The organism is Rhodoferax sp. RT4P68 (genome assembly GCF_056521305.1).
This window is the reverse complement of sequence record NZ_JBWMBB010000029.1, coordinates 1-15,531: the sequence shown is the minus strand read 5'-3', so window position 1 is coordinate 15,531 and position 15,531 is coordinate 1. Positions and strand designations below refer to the sequence as shown.

9 protein-coding genes, 4 pseudogenes and 1 other annotated feature are annotated in these 15,531 nt (G+C 66.7%); of the genes and pseudogenes, 7 read left to right on the top strand and 6 right to left on the bottom strand.

Going from position 1 to position 15,531, the window contains the following annotated elements:
- On the top strand, positions 1–610 hold a 610-nt coding region (locus tag AC099J_RS31080), incomplete at its 5' end, for an efflux RND transporter permease subunit (RefSeq protein WP_479619177.1).
- An 867-nt stretch (positions 611–1,477) separates the two neighbouring features.
- On the opposite strand, the pseudogene AC099J_RS31075 reads toward AC099J_RS31080, so the two are convergent.
- A pseudogene (locus AC099J_RS31075) lies at positions 1,478–1,891 on the bottom strand (SOS response-associated peptidase); the annotation flags it as partial.
- Positions 1,892–2,110: 219 nt separating this feature from the next.
- Positions 2,111–2,725: pseudogene (locus AC099J_RS31070) on the bottom strand (IS3 family transposase); the annotation flags it as partial.
- Positions 2,330–2,446, bottom strand: a sequence feature (AL1L pseudoknot). Its footprint overlaps the pseudogene before it by 117 nt.
- A 244-nt stretch (positions 2,726–2,969) precedes the next feature.
- On the opposite strand from AC099J_RS31070, the pseudogene AC099J_RS31065 reads away from it, so the two are divergent.
- Positions 2,970–3,077, top strand: a pseudogene (locus AC099J_RS31065) (hypothetical protein); the annotation flags it as partial.
- Here AC099J_RS31065 and AC099J_RS31060 read toward each other — a convergent pair.
- From AC099J_RS31060 to AC099J_RS31050, 3 genes are all read right to left on the bottom strand, one after another.
- Positions 3,045–3,410, bottom strand: coding sequence for a hypothetical protein (locus tag AC099J_RS31060; protein ID WP_479619178.1), 366 nt, complete (start codon positions 3,408–3,410; stop codon positions 3,045–3,047). The pseudogene AC099J_RS31065 and the gene AC099J_RS31060 sit on opposite strands and share 33 nt — an antisense overlap.
- Before the next feature lie 118 nt (positions 3,411–3,528).
- Positions 3,529–4,674, bottom strand: coding sequence for a phage integrase N-terminal domain-containing protein (locus tag AC099J_RS31055; RefSeq protein WP_479619176.1), 1,146 nt, complete (start codon positions 4,672–4,674; stop codon positions 3,529–3,531).
- 1,036 nt (positions 4,675–5,710) lie between these two features.
- Complete coding sequence (locus AC099J_RS31050; protein WP_479619175.1) at positions 5,711–5,860, bottom strand: hypothetical protein; 150 nt, start codon at positions 5,858–5,860, stop codon at positions 5,711–5,713.
- On the opposite strand from AC099J_RS31050, the gene AC099J_RS31045 reads away from it, so the two are divergent.
- The 5 genes from AC099J_RS31045 (at position 5,859) to AC099J_RS31025 (ending at position 13,621) form a co-directional block, all read left to right on the top strand.
- Positions 5,859–6,890 (top strand): PRTRC system protein D, encoded by a 1,032-nt coding sequence (locus AC099J_RS31045; RefSeq protein ID WP_479619174.1) that lies wholly within the window; start codon positions 5,859–5,861, stop codon positions 6,888–6,890. The two genes, AC099J_RS31050 and AC099J_RS31045, sit on opposite strands and share 2 nt — an antisense overlap.
- Positions 6,887–7,162, top strand: coding sequence for a hypothetical protein (locus tag AC099J_RS31040; RefSeq protein ID WP_479619173.1), 276 nt, complete (start codon positions 6,887–6,889; stop codon positions 7,160–7,162). Before AC099J_RS31045 ends, AC099J_RS31040 begins: the two co-directional genes overlap by 4 nt.
- Positions 7,163–7,247: 85 nt before the next feature.
- The gene (locus tag AC099J_RS31035) at positions 7,248–7,613 is read left to right on the top strand and encodes a CFI-box-CTERM domain-containing protein (protein ID WP_479619172.1); all 366 of its coding nucleotides are present in this window, start codon (positions 7,248–7,250) and stop codon (positions 7,611–7,613) included.
- A complete protein-coding gene (locus AC099J_RS31030; RefSeq protein ID WP_479619171.1) occupies positions 7,610–8,164 on the top strand; it encodes a PD-(D/E)XK nuclease family protein in 555 nt (184 codons plus the stop codon). Before AC099J_RS31035 ends, AC099J_RS31030 begins: the two co-directional genes overlap by 4 nt.
- A gap of 165 nt (positions 8,165–8,329) precedes the next feature.
- A complete protein-coding gene (locus AC099J_RS31025) occupies positions 8,330–13,621 on the top strand; it encodes a PAS domain-containing hybrid sensor histidine kinase/response regulator (RefSeq protein ID WP_479619170.1) in 5,292 nt (1,763 codons plus the stop codon).
- A gap of 1,311 nt (positions 13,622–14,932) precedes the next feature.
- Here the strand turns inward: AC099J_RS31025 and AC099J_RS31020 are convergent.
- Positions 14,933–15,342 (bottom strand): annotated as a pseudogene (locus tag AC099J_RS31020) (IS30 family transposase); the annotation flags it as partial.
- Between the last annotated feature and the right edge of the window lie 189 nt (positions 15,343–15,531).

The following is a 15,531-nucleotide window of genomic DNA, read 5'->3' as shown; positions in this document are numbered from 1 at the left end:
CGTGGCCAGCCAGGTGGCGCTGCCGGCGGGGTACGCGGTGTCGTGGTCGGGCCAGTTCGAGTATCTGGAGCGCGCCACCGAACGTTTGCGCGTGGTCGTGCCGGCCACGCTGGGGCTTATCTTCGCAATGCTGTACCTGCTGTTCCGCTCGGCCGGCGATGCGCTGCTGGTGATGGTTGCCGTGCCGTTTTCACTTGTGGGCGGCTTTTGGCTGGTCTGGGCGATGGGGCATGCCGTCTCCGTCGCGACGGCGGTGGGGTTCATCGCGCTGGCCGGCCTGGCGGCAGAGTTTGGGGTGGTGATGCTGGTCTATCTGAAGAATGCGCACGCGCAACGCTTGGCAGCCGGCGCACGGGACGACGAACAGACCTTGCTCGCAGCCATACGCGAAGGCGCGGTGCTGCGCGTGCGACCCAAGGCCATGACCGTGGCCGTTGTCATGGCCGGCTTGCTGCCCATCCTGCTGGGGCAGGGCACCGGCTCGGAGGTCATGACGCGGATCGCCGCGCCGATGGTGGGCGGCATGGTCACGGCGCCGCTGCTCAGCATGTTGGTGGTGCCGGCGGCCTGGTACCTGGCGCACCGTCGCCGCGTCCGGGCGATGCACTGACGATAGGGCCACCGGCCCTGACGACGACAAGAGGACGGCGCTGGCAGTATCGGCTGCGATGGAACCGAAGCCGTGCCACCCGGCCCGCCGCGGTGGCGCTGCTTCGGCTGGGTGATCACCGCGCTCTGGCCACCGCATCCCTGCGGCGAAGGTGTGCAAACCGACATCCAGCGCGCCACCCGCGCCGCTGGGCCTGTTCGAGAAAGGGCGCCGGCGACTGCGTGGGTTGGCACCGTGACGGCGAACGGCCGAGCCGCAGCCCGCGCGCAGGTTGAGATGGGCAAGCGTGGACTGGGCGAACGTGGGCCGCCATGGTGGACCGATGGCACGCCCGATTACAAGCGCCACGCGGTCAAGAGCACAGTTTATGCAACGTGGTACGAGGCGCTGAAGCCGGACGCTGGGTGAATTGGGTGGCAGGGGTGCGGTGCCGGCCGTCATCCGGCTCTGATCACCGGAGGTGTAGTGCCGCAATGCATGACTTCGGCCGCCGCCGGCTCCAGATGGACGCGTCGCTGCTTTTGGGGGGCGTGCCTGTTCCGTAGGCATCGCAGCGCAACCCGCGCCCAGCAACGATCCACGGCGATCTCCCTGCGGTTCTCCCCAATGTTGTCCACACGGGCCAGGGACAACCCGCGCCATATTTCGGCCAGCGTCCCGCTTGCACTTTCTGGATGGCCACCGACGTGATTGTTTGCGCCGCCGCCCGTCCTGCCCGCACGTTGCGGCAAACCCGTGCCCAACGACCTGCGGGTGCTTGTACAGCGCCCGCTTCGCCTTCGGCTGCAGCGGCGCTGCCACAGCCACCAGCAGCTCGGCCGGGTATTGCCGCATGAAGTCCATGCTCTTCTCAGGCGGCGCGTCCAGCCAGGCGTCGTATTCCCGTTCGGGCAGGATCATGACCATGCGTTTCTCGTCCTCAAGACGATGGAAGTTCTGCATCAGCGCATGGCTGTCCGCGTTGACCGTCAGTATCGTGAAGCTGCGCAGCACGTTGCCGTCTGGCGCCTTCCAGCCGGTCCACAGCCCGGCGATGCTCATGGGCTTGCCGTCGGCGCGGCTGATGCGCGTTGGGATCGCCTTGCCGCTGTGCCAGTCGGGCTCGTAGATCGCCTCGGCCGCGATGGTGCAATGCTGCCCCCGGCGCCAGGCGTCGCGGACGCTGGGCTTCTCACGCACCGTCTCCGTGCGCGCGTTGTAAGTGCGGCGCGCGGCCACCAGTGCCAGCTTGGCGTCGGCGGCTCGGGTCCAGTGCGGCACCAGGCCGACGGCGCCAGCCATCGCCTCGCGCGCCGGCACCGCCTCGTCGCCCGAGCCCCCCTCCTTGGGCCGGCGGATGAAGACCGACTCGTAACCCGTAACCCGGCCAGACATCGAACTTCACCCCGGCCGGCAGCAGGACGCCGCAGTTTTCGGCCAACCGATTCGGATCGCTGACGCCTTCGTAGTGGGATCACATGGCGCGGATCGTACGCGCGCCTATACAGGACAGGATAGATGAACGCCGCGCAGCCCCATGCTGCGCATCAAGTCTCTTGACCGTGCAGCGGGTCACGACGACGCCTTCTCGCGCCAGTTGTCGCCACACCTTGTCGGCACCGTAGACCTGCATGTTGGCCTGCCAGACGCAATCTGCGGCATCAGTGTCTCGTCGCGCTTGGCTCGGGCACAGCGCCTGTGGGGCTGGCGCAGCAGCGCAGCATGGCGCCGATAGGCTGACGGGGCAACCTGCAAAACCTTGCAGAGCGGCTCGACCCCGAAGGCATCGCGGTGATTGTCATTGAAGGTCTTCACGACTTCAGTCGGCGGTCGAGCTCCGCCTGGGCGAAAAAAGCGCTGGCCAGCTTCAGTATCTCGTTGGCCCGGCGCAGCTCGCGCACTTCGCGTTCGAGGTCCTTCACGCGCTGGACCTCGCTCGTCGTCACGCCGTCCCGCACGCCAGCATCGACCTCTGCGCGCTTGACGCATTCGTTCAGCGTCTGCGGCACGCAGCCAATCTTGGGGGCGATGGACTCGATGGCCGCCCACAGCGACGGGTACTCCCCCTCGGTGCTCCTGCACCATCCTCACCGCGCGCCCACGCACCTCGGGCGAGAACTTGTTCGACTTGCTCATGGCTCAATCCTCTCAGAGTGTTGAGCCTCCTCACCCGGTGCGGTTCAATCTGCCCGGGATCCCCATGGAAGAGCTTCTTCAAGCGTGCTCCGGCCGCAGGTTGGTCATGACCGACACCTATGGCGATCAGCTGGCCCAAGTTCATGCCCACAAACCGACGCGCTTGGCCTTCACATCAAGAACGAACTGAACCGCCCCGGGTTTGAACTGACCCCCAGAAGTTGGACGAACTTCAAGGGGTTTCATGAGGAAGTACGAAACGGAGTTCAAGCTGGAAGTGGTCCAGAGCTTCTTGGCAGGCGAAGGCGGCGCGAAGCTCTTAGCTCGGCGGTGGTCGATTCCCGAGGAGAAGGTCCGCTTGTGGGTGAGCCACTACCGTCTGCACGGCATCGACGGCTTGCGCCCCAAGCGCAGCGCGTACAGTGCGCAGTTCAATCTGCAGGTGCTGGCTCATCAGGATCGCGAACAGCTTTCCAGCCGTCAGGTCGCGGCGCACTATGACATCCGCAATCCCAACCAGGTCGTGGTCTGGCGACGCAATCTCGATCAAGGCCGCCTGCAGGCGCGCGCGAGCGGGAAAGAAGAGCAGCCCGAGATGAAGCCAGAACGACGCTCTGCAACACCGTCGAGCACGGTCGTTGTCGATGCGGAAAAAATCGAAGCGCGTGAGGATGGGTGCGGCCACCAACTCCATCGCCGGGTAGCATCGTGCTGCAGGTTGCGCGTCGCTCGCGCTGACTTCTACCGCGTAAGGCGCCGCACGGCCCGAGCGCCCGCCGATCCTGTTTCCGCCGCGCGATGGCTCATCCCACGTGGCGATCGGCGCCGCTGTCGGGCGGCGTCGCAGGGCGTCGTGCCGATCCGATGTATGGCGCTGCCGCCCTGGCTCTGGCATGGCCTGCGCGTTCGGAGACGGCCAGCCGCGCCGCGCGGTCCAGCGCCTTCGGCACCGCGCCACCGCCACGGACCGGGGAGGGCGCGCCAGCAACGTCCTCGTAGAGTTCATGGAAGTTGCCATGGCGCAGACCATGGCCGGTCGCCCCGGCCTGACGCCGGGTGATGCCGAACTTTTCCAGGACGTAGTCCATCCGCCGCAGGTTGCGCTTGAGGTCGCGCGCCGGGTCGCCCAGGTGGCCGTCGGGGCTGGTGACCTGCGCGCGGGCCAATGCAATGGCCTGCCGCTGCGCATCCGTTTCCACCGCCACCCAGCGCACGCGGCCACCTTTCCCCTTGATCCACACATAGGCCTCCGCCTTGCGCAACTCGGCGGGCAGGCCGGTCTGCGCAAACGGCACCACGTGGTCGCGCGGGCGGAACATCAGCGACTCCTTGCGCCGCAGCGCCAACGTGTGCATGACGCGCAGGCACGCGCCGATGCGCGGATCGAAGGCCGTGATCTGCGCGATCACGGCCTCAGGGTCCAGGCCGTGGGCCTTCCAACTCTTGTCGCACTGCGCGATCTCCCGGCGTTGATAGGCCTCGGGGCGCAGGCCGTAGTGCGCGGGCTTGCGCACCAGGCCGGGCTTGTCCAGCCAGCCCGCCAGGCCGCGCAGAAAGCTCAGGTACGTCTGCAACGTGGCCGGCGCCATGCGTTCGCGTTGCCAGATGTCCACCATGGCCTGCAGGTGCTTGTGCGCCAGGTTGCGCGGGTCGGGCACGGTGACGAAGCCGGCCTTGGTCCGCAAGTCGCGGAAAAACTGTCGCAGGAAGCGGGCGCGCTCGCTGCGGGTCTTGTGCGAGACCGTCTTTTCGCGGGCCGTGTGCTGCGCGTTGTACAGCGCGATGAGTACGTCCAGCACCTGCAGCGGATCGGCTTTGCCCGGCTGGTAGCGGGCCAGCACCTGTTGGGGCGTCAGGGCGGCGGTGCCCTGGCGACGGGGCGGCTCGGTGCCGGGCAGGCGGCGGGCGTGGATCGTCGCGCGCGGCGGCGTTGGGGCGAGAGCGGACATGGGCATCTCCTTGAGGGCGTCGGTGCGCCATGGAAGGGGCGTACCCACAGGAATCGACGGGCGCAGCCGCAGCGGATCGATTCCATCACCCACTGTGGCCGATGGTCCTGGCGCCCACGCCCGGCGCGCGACCACGTACGCGCCGGTGTCCCCATTCGGTTCGCCGTGCTGCCCAGGCAGCCACCGGCTCGGTCAGTCTTAAAAATGAAACCGGGTGATCCGTCCTCGCTGCGCATTTCTGCGACCACGGGGGGTGTTGACGCGCCGCCGCTCGGGGCGGCCTGCGCGTCGGCGCGAAGCTCTTGGCCGTGCGCCGGCGGTGGATCGGTTCTCGTGCGTAGCGTCATCCGCTCGCATGGGGCCACCCCTTGACCGAAGTCCAGGGCGGTGTCGAGCGCTTGAGCGAAACAGGCAGGGAGCCCCATGGGGGCCAACACGACCGCCTGGTGCGTGTCATACGCATGCTCGGGTTGATGACGGATCGGGAACGGGCATCGGGTGGCCGTTCGCCAGGATCGCGGTCCTGAACGCGCTTCTGGAGCGCCTGGCCTAGCGGCCGTCAAGATTCGGGACAGAGGCTCTACGACAGGTCATCGGGGCAGCCATGTCGGGCATGGCCACCACACCGGCTCGGGGCCGGGGCTTGAAGGCAGGTAACGACTGCGACGCCTGGTGCTCCGCGATGGAGCTGGGCCAACGATTGGCCCGGAGGAGTCTGTAGTGGATGACGAAAGAGGGCTTGATGTCAACGGCAGGCGTGCCAACGGGACCGCATGGGCGGGCGTTCTCGCGGGCATTTGACAAGGCGCGGCGACGTGCTTGGGGGGATCTGGTGCTCCGATGCGCACGAAATCGAGGCTGCATGCGGGCTTGACAGTGGGAACTGCGGCCTCTGGTCCCGAACGGTGCGCCAGAGCCAGATGCGACGCGGGATTGCAGGCCGCAGCCTGTCGCCGCACGCTGCCTTGACGAGGCACGCTGCAGTGTGATCCTGGCCACGGAGATCCGGTCAGCGCGTCGCGGAACAAGGAGCTCATCACACTGGGCTGATGGCCAGACGTCGCGGGAAATGCACCAGAGAACGGCTGGTGGCAATAACCCCCGGAAACAGCGCGCGATGCGGCTGGCCGAACCGCAAACGATTGCCGATGCTGATCTCCCGTCTGCAACCAAGGAGCATGGCCATGGAACTGATCGTTCGAGCGGTGGATGTCGGATCCGGCAACACCAAATATGTTCTGGGCGTCGCCGGCGCGGAGATCCGTTGCGCCAGCTTCCCCTCGGTCGCGTATCCGTCCAGCGGCGAGGGGCCGGACTGGTCCGCGGGCGAGCGACGACGGACCGTGAGCATCCCGGTGGGCCCGCTGTTCTACGAGGTGGGACCCGACGTGGGGCTGGCCGCCGACACGTTTCGCGCCAAGCAGCTGCACGACGACTACACGGAGTCGCCGGAGTACATGGCGCTGCTGCGCGGCGCGCTGAGCATGATGAAGCTGCCGCACATCGATCTGCTCATCTTAGGCTTGCCGGTGGCGCTGTTGGGGCTCAAGAAGCTGGCGCTGGAGAAGGCGATGGTCGGCAAGCACCCGGTGGGCGGCGGCAAGATTGTCACGGTGGCGAAAGCCATGGCCGTGGCGCAACCGCAGGGCGCGCTCGTGCACTACGCCGCGACGCACGAGAAGATGGCCACGATTGGCGCGGAGCAGAGCTTGGTCATCGACCCCGGGGCGCGCACCTTCGACTGGCTGGTTACCCGCGGCATGCGCCTGGTACAGAAGCAGTCGAGCTCGATCAACCGGGGCATGTCCGACGTGCTCCGGCTGTTGGCGCACGAGATCTCCAAGGACATCGGCACGCCCTACCGGGACTTCGACGCGATCGACCTGGCGCTGCGCACCGGCAAGGCCCCGCAGATCTTCCAGAAGCCCTACGACATCAGGAAGCACCTGCCGTTGGCCGAAAGCGTGGCGCAGCAGGCGGTCTCCACCATGCGCCAGTGGATTGAAACGCCGGAGAGCCTGCAGAACATCGTGCTGGTCGGTGGCGGTGCCTTCCTGTTCAGGAAGGCTGTGAAGGAAGCGTTCCCGAAGCACCGCATCCATGAAGTCAAGGAACCCCTGTTCGCCAACGTCCGTGGGTTTCAGTTGGCGGGGCATAACTATGCGACGACGGCGGTGGCCGGCTGCCGCGAACGCAGCCCAGGAGAAGCAGCATGAGCATCCGAGCGATGGATCTACCGGAGCCCGTCCGGCTGGTGTTCGAACTGAGCCGTGCGGACAACCCCCGGCTTTACGACGAGCTGGTGCGCTTCCCGAAGGGCGCCAAGCGCGTGAACCGCGTGCGCGTACTGGCCTACGATGGACTGCTCGCGCAGCACGGCGTGCTCGCGCTGTCTGGTCAGACGGCCGCGCCTGAGCCGCGCGTTGAGCCGGTGCCCGCTGCGGCGATGTTCACCAATGCGGTCTTCGCGCCCGCGCTGGTCGAGTGAGGCCGCGATGCGCAGGCAAAACAGAGGCAGGGAGAGGGCGGTCAGCGCAACGCAGCTGGCGGAAATGGGCCACTGCGAGATGCGCATGCTGCTCGCTGACCGCCTGGGTGAACGCACGACGCCAGCGCAACGGCAGGCCAGAGCGCGCGGCGATGCCGCGCATGCGAGATATCTTGCCGAAGGCCGCGCGGCGCAGGATCGGCCTTGTTTCATCGCCTCGCATGTGCTGGGCGCCGATGCGGCGGAGACGCAGGCCCTGCGGCGTTATCGTGACGCGGTCCTGCTTCGGCGTTGGTGGGGCAGGGGACTGGTCCGGCTTTATTACCGGTTGGCACCCCGGATCTGTCGTGTGCTGGAGCGCTGGCCCGCGGGCTCTGCGCTGCTGCGCCCCATCCTGCGGCAGTTGGCGGGCGCGTGCCGCGGCGCCATGCTGGAAGGCGACGTGCCGTGAACGGTCTGATGATCCTGGCAGTGTTGGCCGGCTGTGTCGCGCTGGGATGGCTCTGGATGCGAAGGGCCAGCGGCCGCCGGGAAAAAGCATCCCGGCCGGCACAGTTGCGGGACGCCACATTGGTCTACATGGAGCACAACTTCCGTACCGACAGACCGTTGCGTTTGACTGCCCGGGTGGATCGGGCGTACCGCATCGCCAACGGCGACCTGGTGCTTGTGGAACTGAAGACGCGTTGGCATGCGCGGCCGCGTGCGACCGACATCATCCAGCTTTCGGCACTGCGGCTGGCGATCGAGATGGCGACTGGACAGCGCGTCGCACCTTACGCATTCGTGACCGTGGAGGAGCCTGACCGGCAATCCGCGCGCGTCCACCATCGCGTCGAACTCCTGGATCGCGCGGACATCGAGTCGATGGCATACCGCAGACACGCGATCCTTGCAGGACAAGTTTCCGCGAACTTCGCGGCACGCTGCGAGACCTGCACCATCTGTGCGTTCCGCTCGGTCTGCGAGTGGGATGCCGACACGAGCTCGATGCGCCTGTGAGCAAATAATGCGGACCAACCCCAAAAAATACGCTGTCCGGCCCCCACCAGAGCGGACACTGCAGCCGTGCTCTTTGCGCGCGTCGTGTCGCATACGTATGCGCACGTATCCTCTTGACGAGATCGCCATCCGACACTCGCTAATTTCCATACGAAAAGATCGACCATGCCTGACAGTAGCGGTCTGGGGACGACCGACGTTGCGCCTGGAGCGGCGGGCGAACTCCCTCTCCACGACTTCGACCAGTTGATGCCCGACGCGCCGCTCCACGTGCTGCCTTGCGGCGACACGCTGGCGCTGTTTCGGCGCCTGTTCAGTCACAGCGGGGACGCTGCGCTGCTGACGCGGCCGAACGGGTTCTTCCTGGCTGCCAACGCAGCGGCCTGCGCGATGTTCGGCATGTCCGAGGCAGATCTGCTCGAACGCTCGCGCGAAGGCGGGCACCGAACGCTCGCCGACGCAGCCGACCCGCGACTTGCCGCCGCCCTCGGGGCGCGCGCGCGCAACGGCAGCGCTTGTGCCGAGATCCGCCTGCGCCGCGGGAACGGCGAGCTCTTCGATGCCGAGCTGTCCTCGGTGCTCTTCCTCGACGAAGGCGCAGAGCCGACTTCGCTGATGACCGTGCGCGACATTTCCGCCCAGCGCAACGCCGAGCGCACGTTGCAGGCCCATGAGGAACGGCTCGAATTCGCCCTCGATTCGGCGGCCATCGGCGACTGGGAGACGGACCTGAGTGCCAACGTCACGCGCCATTCGCTGCGTCATGACCAGTGCTTCGGCTACGCCGAGGGCGCGCCGAACTGGGACTACGTCAGCTTCCTCGCGCATGTCCACCCCGAAGACCGGGAGCGCATCGACACCGCCTTTCTCAAGGCGATGTCCGGGTCTGGGGCCTACGACGCCGAGTTCCGCGTGGTTTGGGCCGACGGATCGGTGCACTGGTTGTGGAACAAGGGGCGCTGCTACTTCGACGAAGCTGGTCAACCGCTGCGCATGGCCGGCATCGTGACCGACATCAGCGAGCGCCGGCGCGCTGCCGAGGCGCTCGACGCGCTCAGCGAGCAGACCCGGCGCCACGACCGCATGCTGACGAGCGCTCTGGCCGCCATGCAGGATTTCGCGCACATCTACGACCGCGACGGGCGATTCCTGTTCGTCAACCAGCCCTTGCTCGATTTGTGGCAGATGGACCTCGAGCAGGTGGTCGGCAGGAACTTCGCCGAAATCGGTTATCCACCGGAGCTGGCGGCACGGTTGCAGGCGCAGTTGCGCGAGGTCGTCGCGACCAAGGCCAGCATCACCGGGGAGACCCCTTACACCGGCGCCGCCGGGGTGCCGGGCTGGTACGAGTACATCTTCTCGCCGGTGCTCGGCGCGGATGGTCGCGTCGACTTCGTCGTCGGATCGACGCGCGATGTCACCGAGCGCATGCGCAACACACAGGCCATGGCGGAGAGCGCGGCCGAATTCCGTACCCTTGCCGAGTCCATGCCGCAGATCGTCTGGGTGACGCGCCCGGACGGCTGGCATGTCCACTTCAACCAACACTGGATGGACTACACCGGCCTGTCACGCGAGGCGAGCCTCGGGCACGGCTGGAATCCGGCTTTCCACCCTGAAGATCGCGAACGCGCCGCGGCGCGGTGGCGCCAAGCCACTGAGAGCGGCGAACCGTACGAGATCGAGTACCGGCTGCGCCGTGCCGATGGGGTCTACCACTGGATGCTCGGGCGCGCCCTGCCACTGCGCGACAGCGCAGGCACCATCGTCAAATGGTTCGGCACCTGCACCGACATCGATGAACTGAAACAGGCGCAGCTGCACATCGACCAAAGCAATCGCGCGCTCCTGGACAGCGAGCAGCGCTACCGCTCGCTCTTCGAGCAGAACAACGATGGCGTGTATTCGCTCGACCTCGCGGGCCGCATCGTCTCCGCCAACGATGCCTTCCTGGACCTGATCGGCTACACCGCCGAGGAAGCGCTGTCGACGGACTTCCTGCACTTCGTTCCGCCCGAGTGCATGGCGGCGAGCGCAGCCCGCTTCCAGCAGGCGCTCGCCGGCGCACCTGTGCACTTCGAGTCGGTCCGGGTGCACCGCGACGGCCGGCGCGTCGAGGTGGATGTGAACTATCAGCCATTGTTGGTCGACGGCGCGACTGCCGGCGTGTACGGCATCGTGCGGGACATCACGCAGCGCAAGCGGGCAACCGAGTTGCTGCACCGGCAGCAGGAGTTCTTGTCGGCGCTGATCGAGAACGTCACTGACGGCATCGTCGCGTGCGATGCGGACGGGTCGGTCACTCTGTCCAACCGGGCCGTGCGGGACTTCCGGGCGCGCGAGTTCGAGCCCGCGGGATCGGCGAGCCGGCTCGAGCCCGTCGCACTGTATCTCGCCGATGGCAGGACGCCGATGTTGCCCGGACAGATGCCCTGGCTGCGCGCGTTGCACGACGGCTCGGTGCGCGATGCGGAACTGCTGCTGGTGCCCACCATCGGCCCCTCGCGCCGACTGCTCGCCACAGGCCAGGCGCTCTACGACGCCGATGGCCGCAAAACCGGCGCCGTCGTCGCGATGCGGGACATCACTGCCGAGCGCAATGCCCAGGATGAAATCCGAACCCAAGCGCACATGCTCGACAGCATCGGCCAGGCGGTGATCGCCACCGACCTGGACGGCAACGTGACGTATCTGAACCGCTTCGCCGAGAGCCTGTACGGATGGACGTGCGAGGAGGCGCTCGGGCGCAGCGTTGTCGACATCGCCTCGCCAGAGGCAAGCCGCCTCCAGGCGGAGGACGTCCTCGCACACCTGCGAAACGGGGCCGGGTGGCGCGGAGAGTTCCGGGCGCACCGTCGCGACGGCGGGGAGTTCTCGGCCGCCGTGACGGTCGCGTTGCTGCGCGACCGCGACGGTAGCGCAATCGGGATGGTTGGCGTCTCCGAGGACATCAGCAAGCGCCAGCAGATCCAGGAAGCCCTTCGCCGGCAGAATGCCTTGCTTGCCAACGCGCAGCGGGTTGCCGGGATGGGCGTCTGGGAACTCGACGTCCAGACCCGGCACCTGGTCTGGTCGGCCGAGACCCATCGGATCTTCGGCGTCGCGCCGGCCGGGTTCGACAATTCCTTCGAGGCCTTCTTCGCCTTCGTGCATCCGGATGACGCTTGCCGGATGCGGGCGCTTTACGACGCCCCATTGACGCCGAGCGCGTCGCTCGAAGTCGAGTACCGCATTCGCCGCCCCGACGGAGAGGAGCGCGTCGTATTCGAGCGCGGCGAGATCGTGTACGACGACGCCGGCCGGCCTGCACGCAAGAGCGGCGTGGTGATGGATGTGACCGAGCGCCGGCGCGAGCAGGACGCGCTGCGCGAATTGAATGCCGGGCTCGAGGAACGGGTTCGCCGCCGGACCCTTGATCTGGAGCACGCGCGTGAACTCGCCGAGCAGGCCAACCGAGCCAAGTCTTCGTTCCTGGCGACGATGAGCCACGAGATCCGAACACCAATGAATGGCGTCATCGGCATGATCGACGTGCTCGAGGAGACCCGCCTGGAGCCGAGCCAGCGCGACATGGTGAAGACCGCCCGCGAGTCGGCCTATGCCCTGCTGAACATCGTCGACGACGTGCTCGACTTCTCGAAGATCGAGGCCGGCCAGTTCGAGATCCACAGCGAGCCGATGGACCTGGCCGCGGTGGTCGAAGGCGTCTGCGATGCTTTGCGTCCCCTGTCCGATGGCCAGGGTGTGGCGCTGCGCGTTTATGCCGACCCTTGGCTGCCGCCGCGCATGCTGGGCGACGCCGGGCGGCTGCGCCAGGTGTTGATCAACCTGGTAGGCAACGCGATCAAGTTCAGCAGCGGATCGACGCGTCCCGGATCAGTGTCGCTGCGTGCGCTGCGCGTCGCGGCCGACGCCAGCGCCGACGACGACACGCTGGCCCTGGTGGTGACCGACAACGGCGTGGGCATGGACAGCGCAATGCTGGGCCGCCTGTTCTCGCCCTTTACCCAGGCCGACAACAGCACGACCCGACGTTTTGGCGGCACCGGGCTGGGGCTGAGCATCTCGCAGCGCCTGGTGGCGTCGATGGGCGGCGACATCACGGTCCACAGCCTGGAGGGCCATGGATCGACATTTACGGTGCGCCTTCCGATGCGCTTGCCCACCACGGGCGACATCGCCGCCGAAACGACGGTCACGGCATCGCTGGCCGGGCTGCCGTGCCTGCTGTTCGGTGCGACCGATCCGGTGGCCGACCAGGCGGCCGACCTCGCCAGCTACCTCGCCCATGCCGAGTGCGACGCGAATACCGCTACGACGCTGGCCGCGGGCCTTGACTGGCTGCGTGGCGTCGATCTGGGCCGCTGTGTCGTCGTGGTCGCCAGCCCGCCGCGAGGCGTGGAAACGGTGCTCGCGGCCTGCCGTGACGTCGCGGCACTGCGGCCCGGGCTGCTGCTGGCCTTCGTCGTCATCGAAACCGGTCGGCGCCACCTGCCCCGCCAGCACAAACCCGACCAGGTAGGACTGGACGGCGAGTGCCTGCGCCGGGCCGCCTTCTTGCGCGGCGTGGCCATCGCAGCCGGGCTCGAAGCGACCGGCGACGACAGTGCAGCGCCGCCACGACGCGACAGCCGCACAAAGCCACTCGATCTGCAGGGCCGAGCGGACGATGACCCGCTGATCCTGGTCGCAGAAGACAACGAAATCAATCAGAAGGTGCTCACGAAGCAGCTCGCGCTGCTGGGTTACCGCTCCGAGATGGTGGCCAATGGCGTCGAGGCCCTGCGACAGTGGCGCCGCGGTGGCCACGCCCTGCTGCTGACCGACCTGCACATGCCGGCCATGGACGGCTACACGCTGGCCGCCGCGGTGCGCGCCGAGCAAGGCGATGGGCCGCGCCTGCCCATCATCGCGGTGACCGCCAACGCGTTGCGCGATGAGGAACTTCGCTGCCGCCAGGCGGGCATGGACGGCTACCTCACCAAGCCTGTGCCGCTGGCGCAGTTGAAGGCCGCCATCGACGGGTGGCTGCGGCCGGCGCCGCCATTGACCGTGAAGGCCCGCCCCCCCCAGGCCCCCGCTGCTGTGGAAGCACCGCCGGCCGACCTGGGCGTGCTGGCCGAGCTCATCGGTGACGACGCGCAGGTGATGCGGGAGGTGTTGGTGGCCTTTCGCGCGAACATGGTGCGATCGGCGCTGGAACTCGCACAGGCCCAGGCCGGGGGCGCGGTCCAAGCCATGGCCGACATCGCCCACAAGCTGAAGTCGGCGGCACGGTCCATCGGCGCTGCGCGACTCGGGCAGATCTGTGCCGATATCGAGGAAGCGGCCATCGGCAACCCGTGTGGCACGGCACTAGGCGACTTAATGACCGCATTCGACGACGAACTGCGCGCGGTGCATTGCTTTGTGGATGCCCGCCTGAACGGCAATGCCAGACCGTCGGTCTCCTATTGAGATTACCGAGGGCGACGAAGCGTCTGCTGACCTTGCGACATGGCGGTGGCCGAAATCTAGCGCAGGGGCGGGTTTCGAAAGCGACGATTTAAAAGGGCCGCTCGAAGTTCGGCGGCATGCGGGCGTCGGACGCCAAGCAGCTGCGCGAATTCGAGGCGGGATTCCGGCAAGCTCAAGAGCTTGCTGGCCGAACTCACCTGGACATGCAGGCGCCCAAGAGCGTTCAATCGCTTGGGGGACCATTCGTGGGTTGTTCTGCCTTAATGGACGAGAATTACCCCGGTTATTCTCCTTAGTCCTGGTTAGGGCGGAACGCGCCGCCTGACACTCCAACCATCGGCGTTTCTGAAATCGCCTGACTACTGCAGTTGGGGCAAGACTGGCAGAGGCGAGACCACGAATGCGTGAGAGCCTAGCTTATTGACAAGCAGAGTAGGTTTGAGCGCCGCACGTAAAAAAGCCGCCAGCCTGACTACTGGCAGCGGCTCATTTTGTGCACGCCGTGCGGCGCGCAAGGGGCACTTACTTGGCCGGAACGACCACCACGGTGCTTCCGGTCTTGCCCGTGTCACCAGTGGCGCCAGTCGCACCCGTAGTACCGGTTGAACCTGTCGAACCGGTACTGCCCGTCGCGCCGGTCGCACCCGTCGCGCCGGTGGCACCTGTCGCGCCGCCGCTCGGGCCGACAGCGCCTGTGGGGCCGGTGGTTCCAGTTGAACCCGTCGAACCAGTGGCACCCGTCGCGCCAGTTGCTCCGGCAGGGCCAGGGACTGCTACGGGAGTCACGACGGTGCGCTCGCAGGCGGTCAGGCCCAAGGCCATTAGGGCTGCAAGCAAAACTGAATACTTCATGAAATCCTTTGGAGATGTGTGCCCGCGCGCTTTGCCGCGCACTGGCTTTGTGTTCGCCCGGGCGCACTGAAAGGACATCTCTCAACATGTAGCCCAAGCCGACATTTGATGATACTGCCGGGCACATCTGCACTGCGGGGGCTCGCAGTGCATTACTGCACAGCACTAGAACTAATCTGACAGCGAGCACTCACAGCCTAGACGTTTTGGTGGACCTAACGCTTGTTCGCTCAGTCCCGCTCCGCGCTGTCCAGTGCAGTTTCCTGTCTGCCTCGGCCGGCAGGGGGCAGGTCATCCGCACCAGCCTTGCGGGCCGCGACCAGACACCCTCCCGACGAACGTGACCTTTTTGTGGATCTGCACCCACGTTCGCATGGCGGCGGTGAGCTCGCTGTCATTCGGCGTGCGTCGGGGCGTGGGCCTCGAAGTTGTCATGGTCCAATTTCAATGGACCCCCTGTTAGGGACCATTCCCAAACGGGGACGATACCAGCATGACAGACAAGAGAACACGAGGAGCTTTCGATGCGGCCTTCGACCTGCAATGGTTAGCATGATCCGCGACCAGGGCCTCACCGTTGGCCGGGTCTGCTGCGACAGCCATGGCATCGAGATCGTCCTGGCTGTGCACGCTCAGGTCCGTGCCCTTGGGCAGGTAGCGACGCAGCAGCCCGTTGTTGTCCACGCAGGTGCCGCGCTGCCAAGGGCTATGCGGATCGCAGAAGTACACCCCGACGCCGGGGGGGCAGCCAGTTGCCGGTGGTGACTCATCTCTTTGCCTTGGTCGCACGTGAAGCTCTTGTGCATCGGGTAGGCAATCGCGTTGAGCTTGGCAGTGAAGCCTGCAAGGGCCGAGCTGGCCGTGGCGTTGTCCTTGCGCCAATTCAAGCGGCTGCCAGCCGACGCAGCCACTGGAGCAGTGCGGTTGGCAGCAACTCGGGGCGGGCCAGCAACGCGTAGTGGTACGGGCCGAACACGGCAGGCAGGTAGCTTGCCGCCTGGCGATCGATCGTCAGGCAGAACGGCGAGATGCCTTGCAGCTTGGCTTCTGTCACGGCC

Excerpts from the sequence above, each read along its gene's own strand:
- AC099J_RS31025 (WP_479619170.1), top strand. The coding sequence starts at position 8,330 with ATGCCTGACAGTAGCGGTCTGGGGACGACCGACGTTGCGCCTGGAGCG.
- AC099J_RS31040 (WP_479619173.1), top strand. The coding sequence starts at position 6,887 with ATGAGCATCCGAGCGATGGATCTACCGGAGCCCGTCCGGCTGGTGTTC.
- AC099J_RS31045 (WP_479619174.1), top strand. The coding sequence starts at position 5,859 with ATGGAACTGATCGTTCGAGCGGTGGATGTCGGATCCGGCAACACCAAA.
- AC099J_RS31050 (WP_479619175.1), bottom strand. The coding sequence starts at position 5,860 with ATGGCCATGCTCCTTGGTTGCAGACGGGAGATCAGCATCGGCAATCGT.
- AC099J_RS31035 (WP_479619172.1), top strand. The coding sequence starts at position 7,248 with ATGCTGCTCGCTGACCGCCTGGGTGAACGCACGACGCCAGCGCAACGG.
- AC099J_RS31055 (WP_479619176.1), bottom strand. The coding sequence starts at position 4,674 with ATGTCCGCTCTCGCCCCAACGCCGCCGCGCGCGACGATCCACGCCCGC.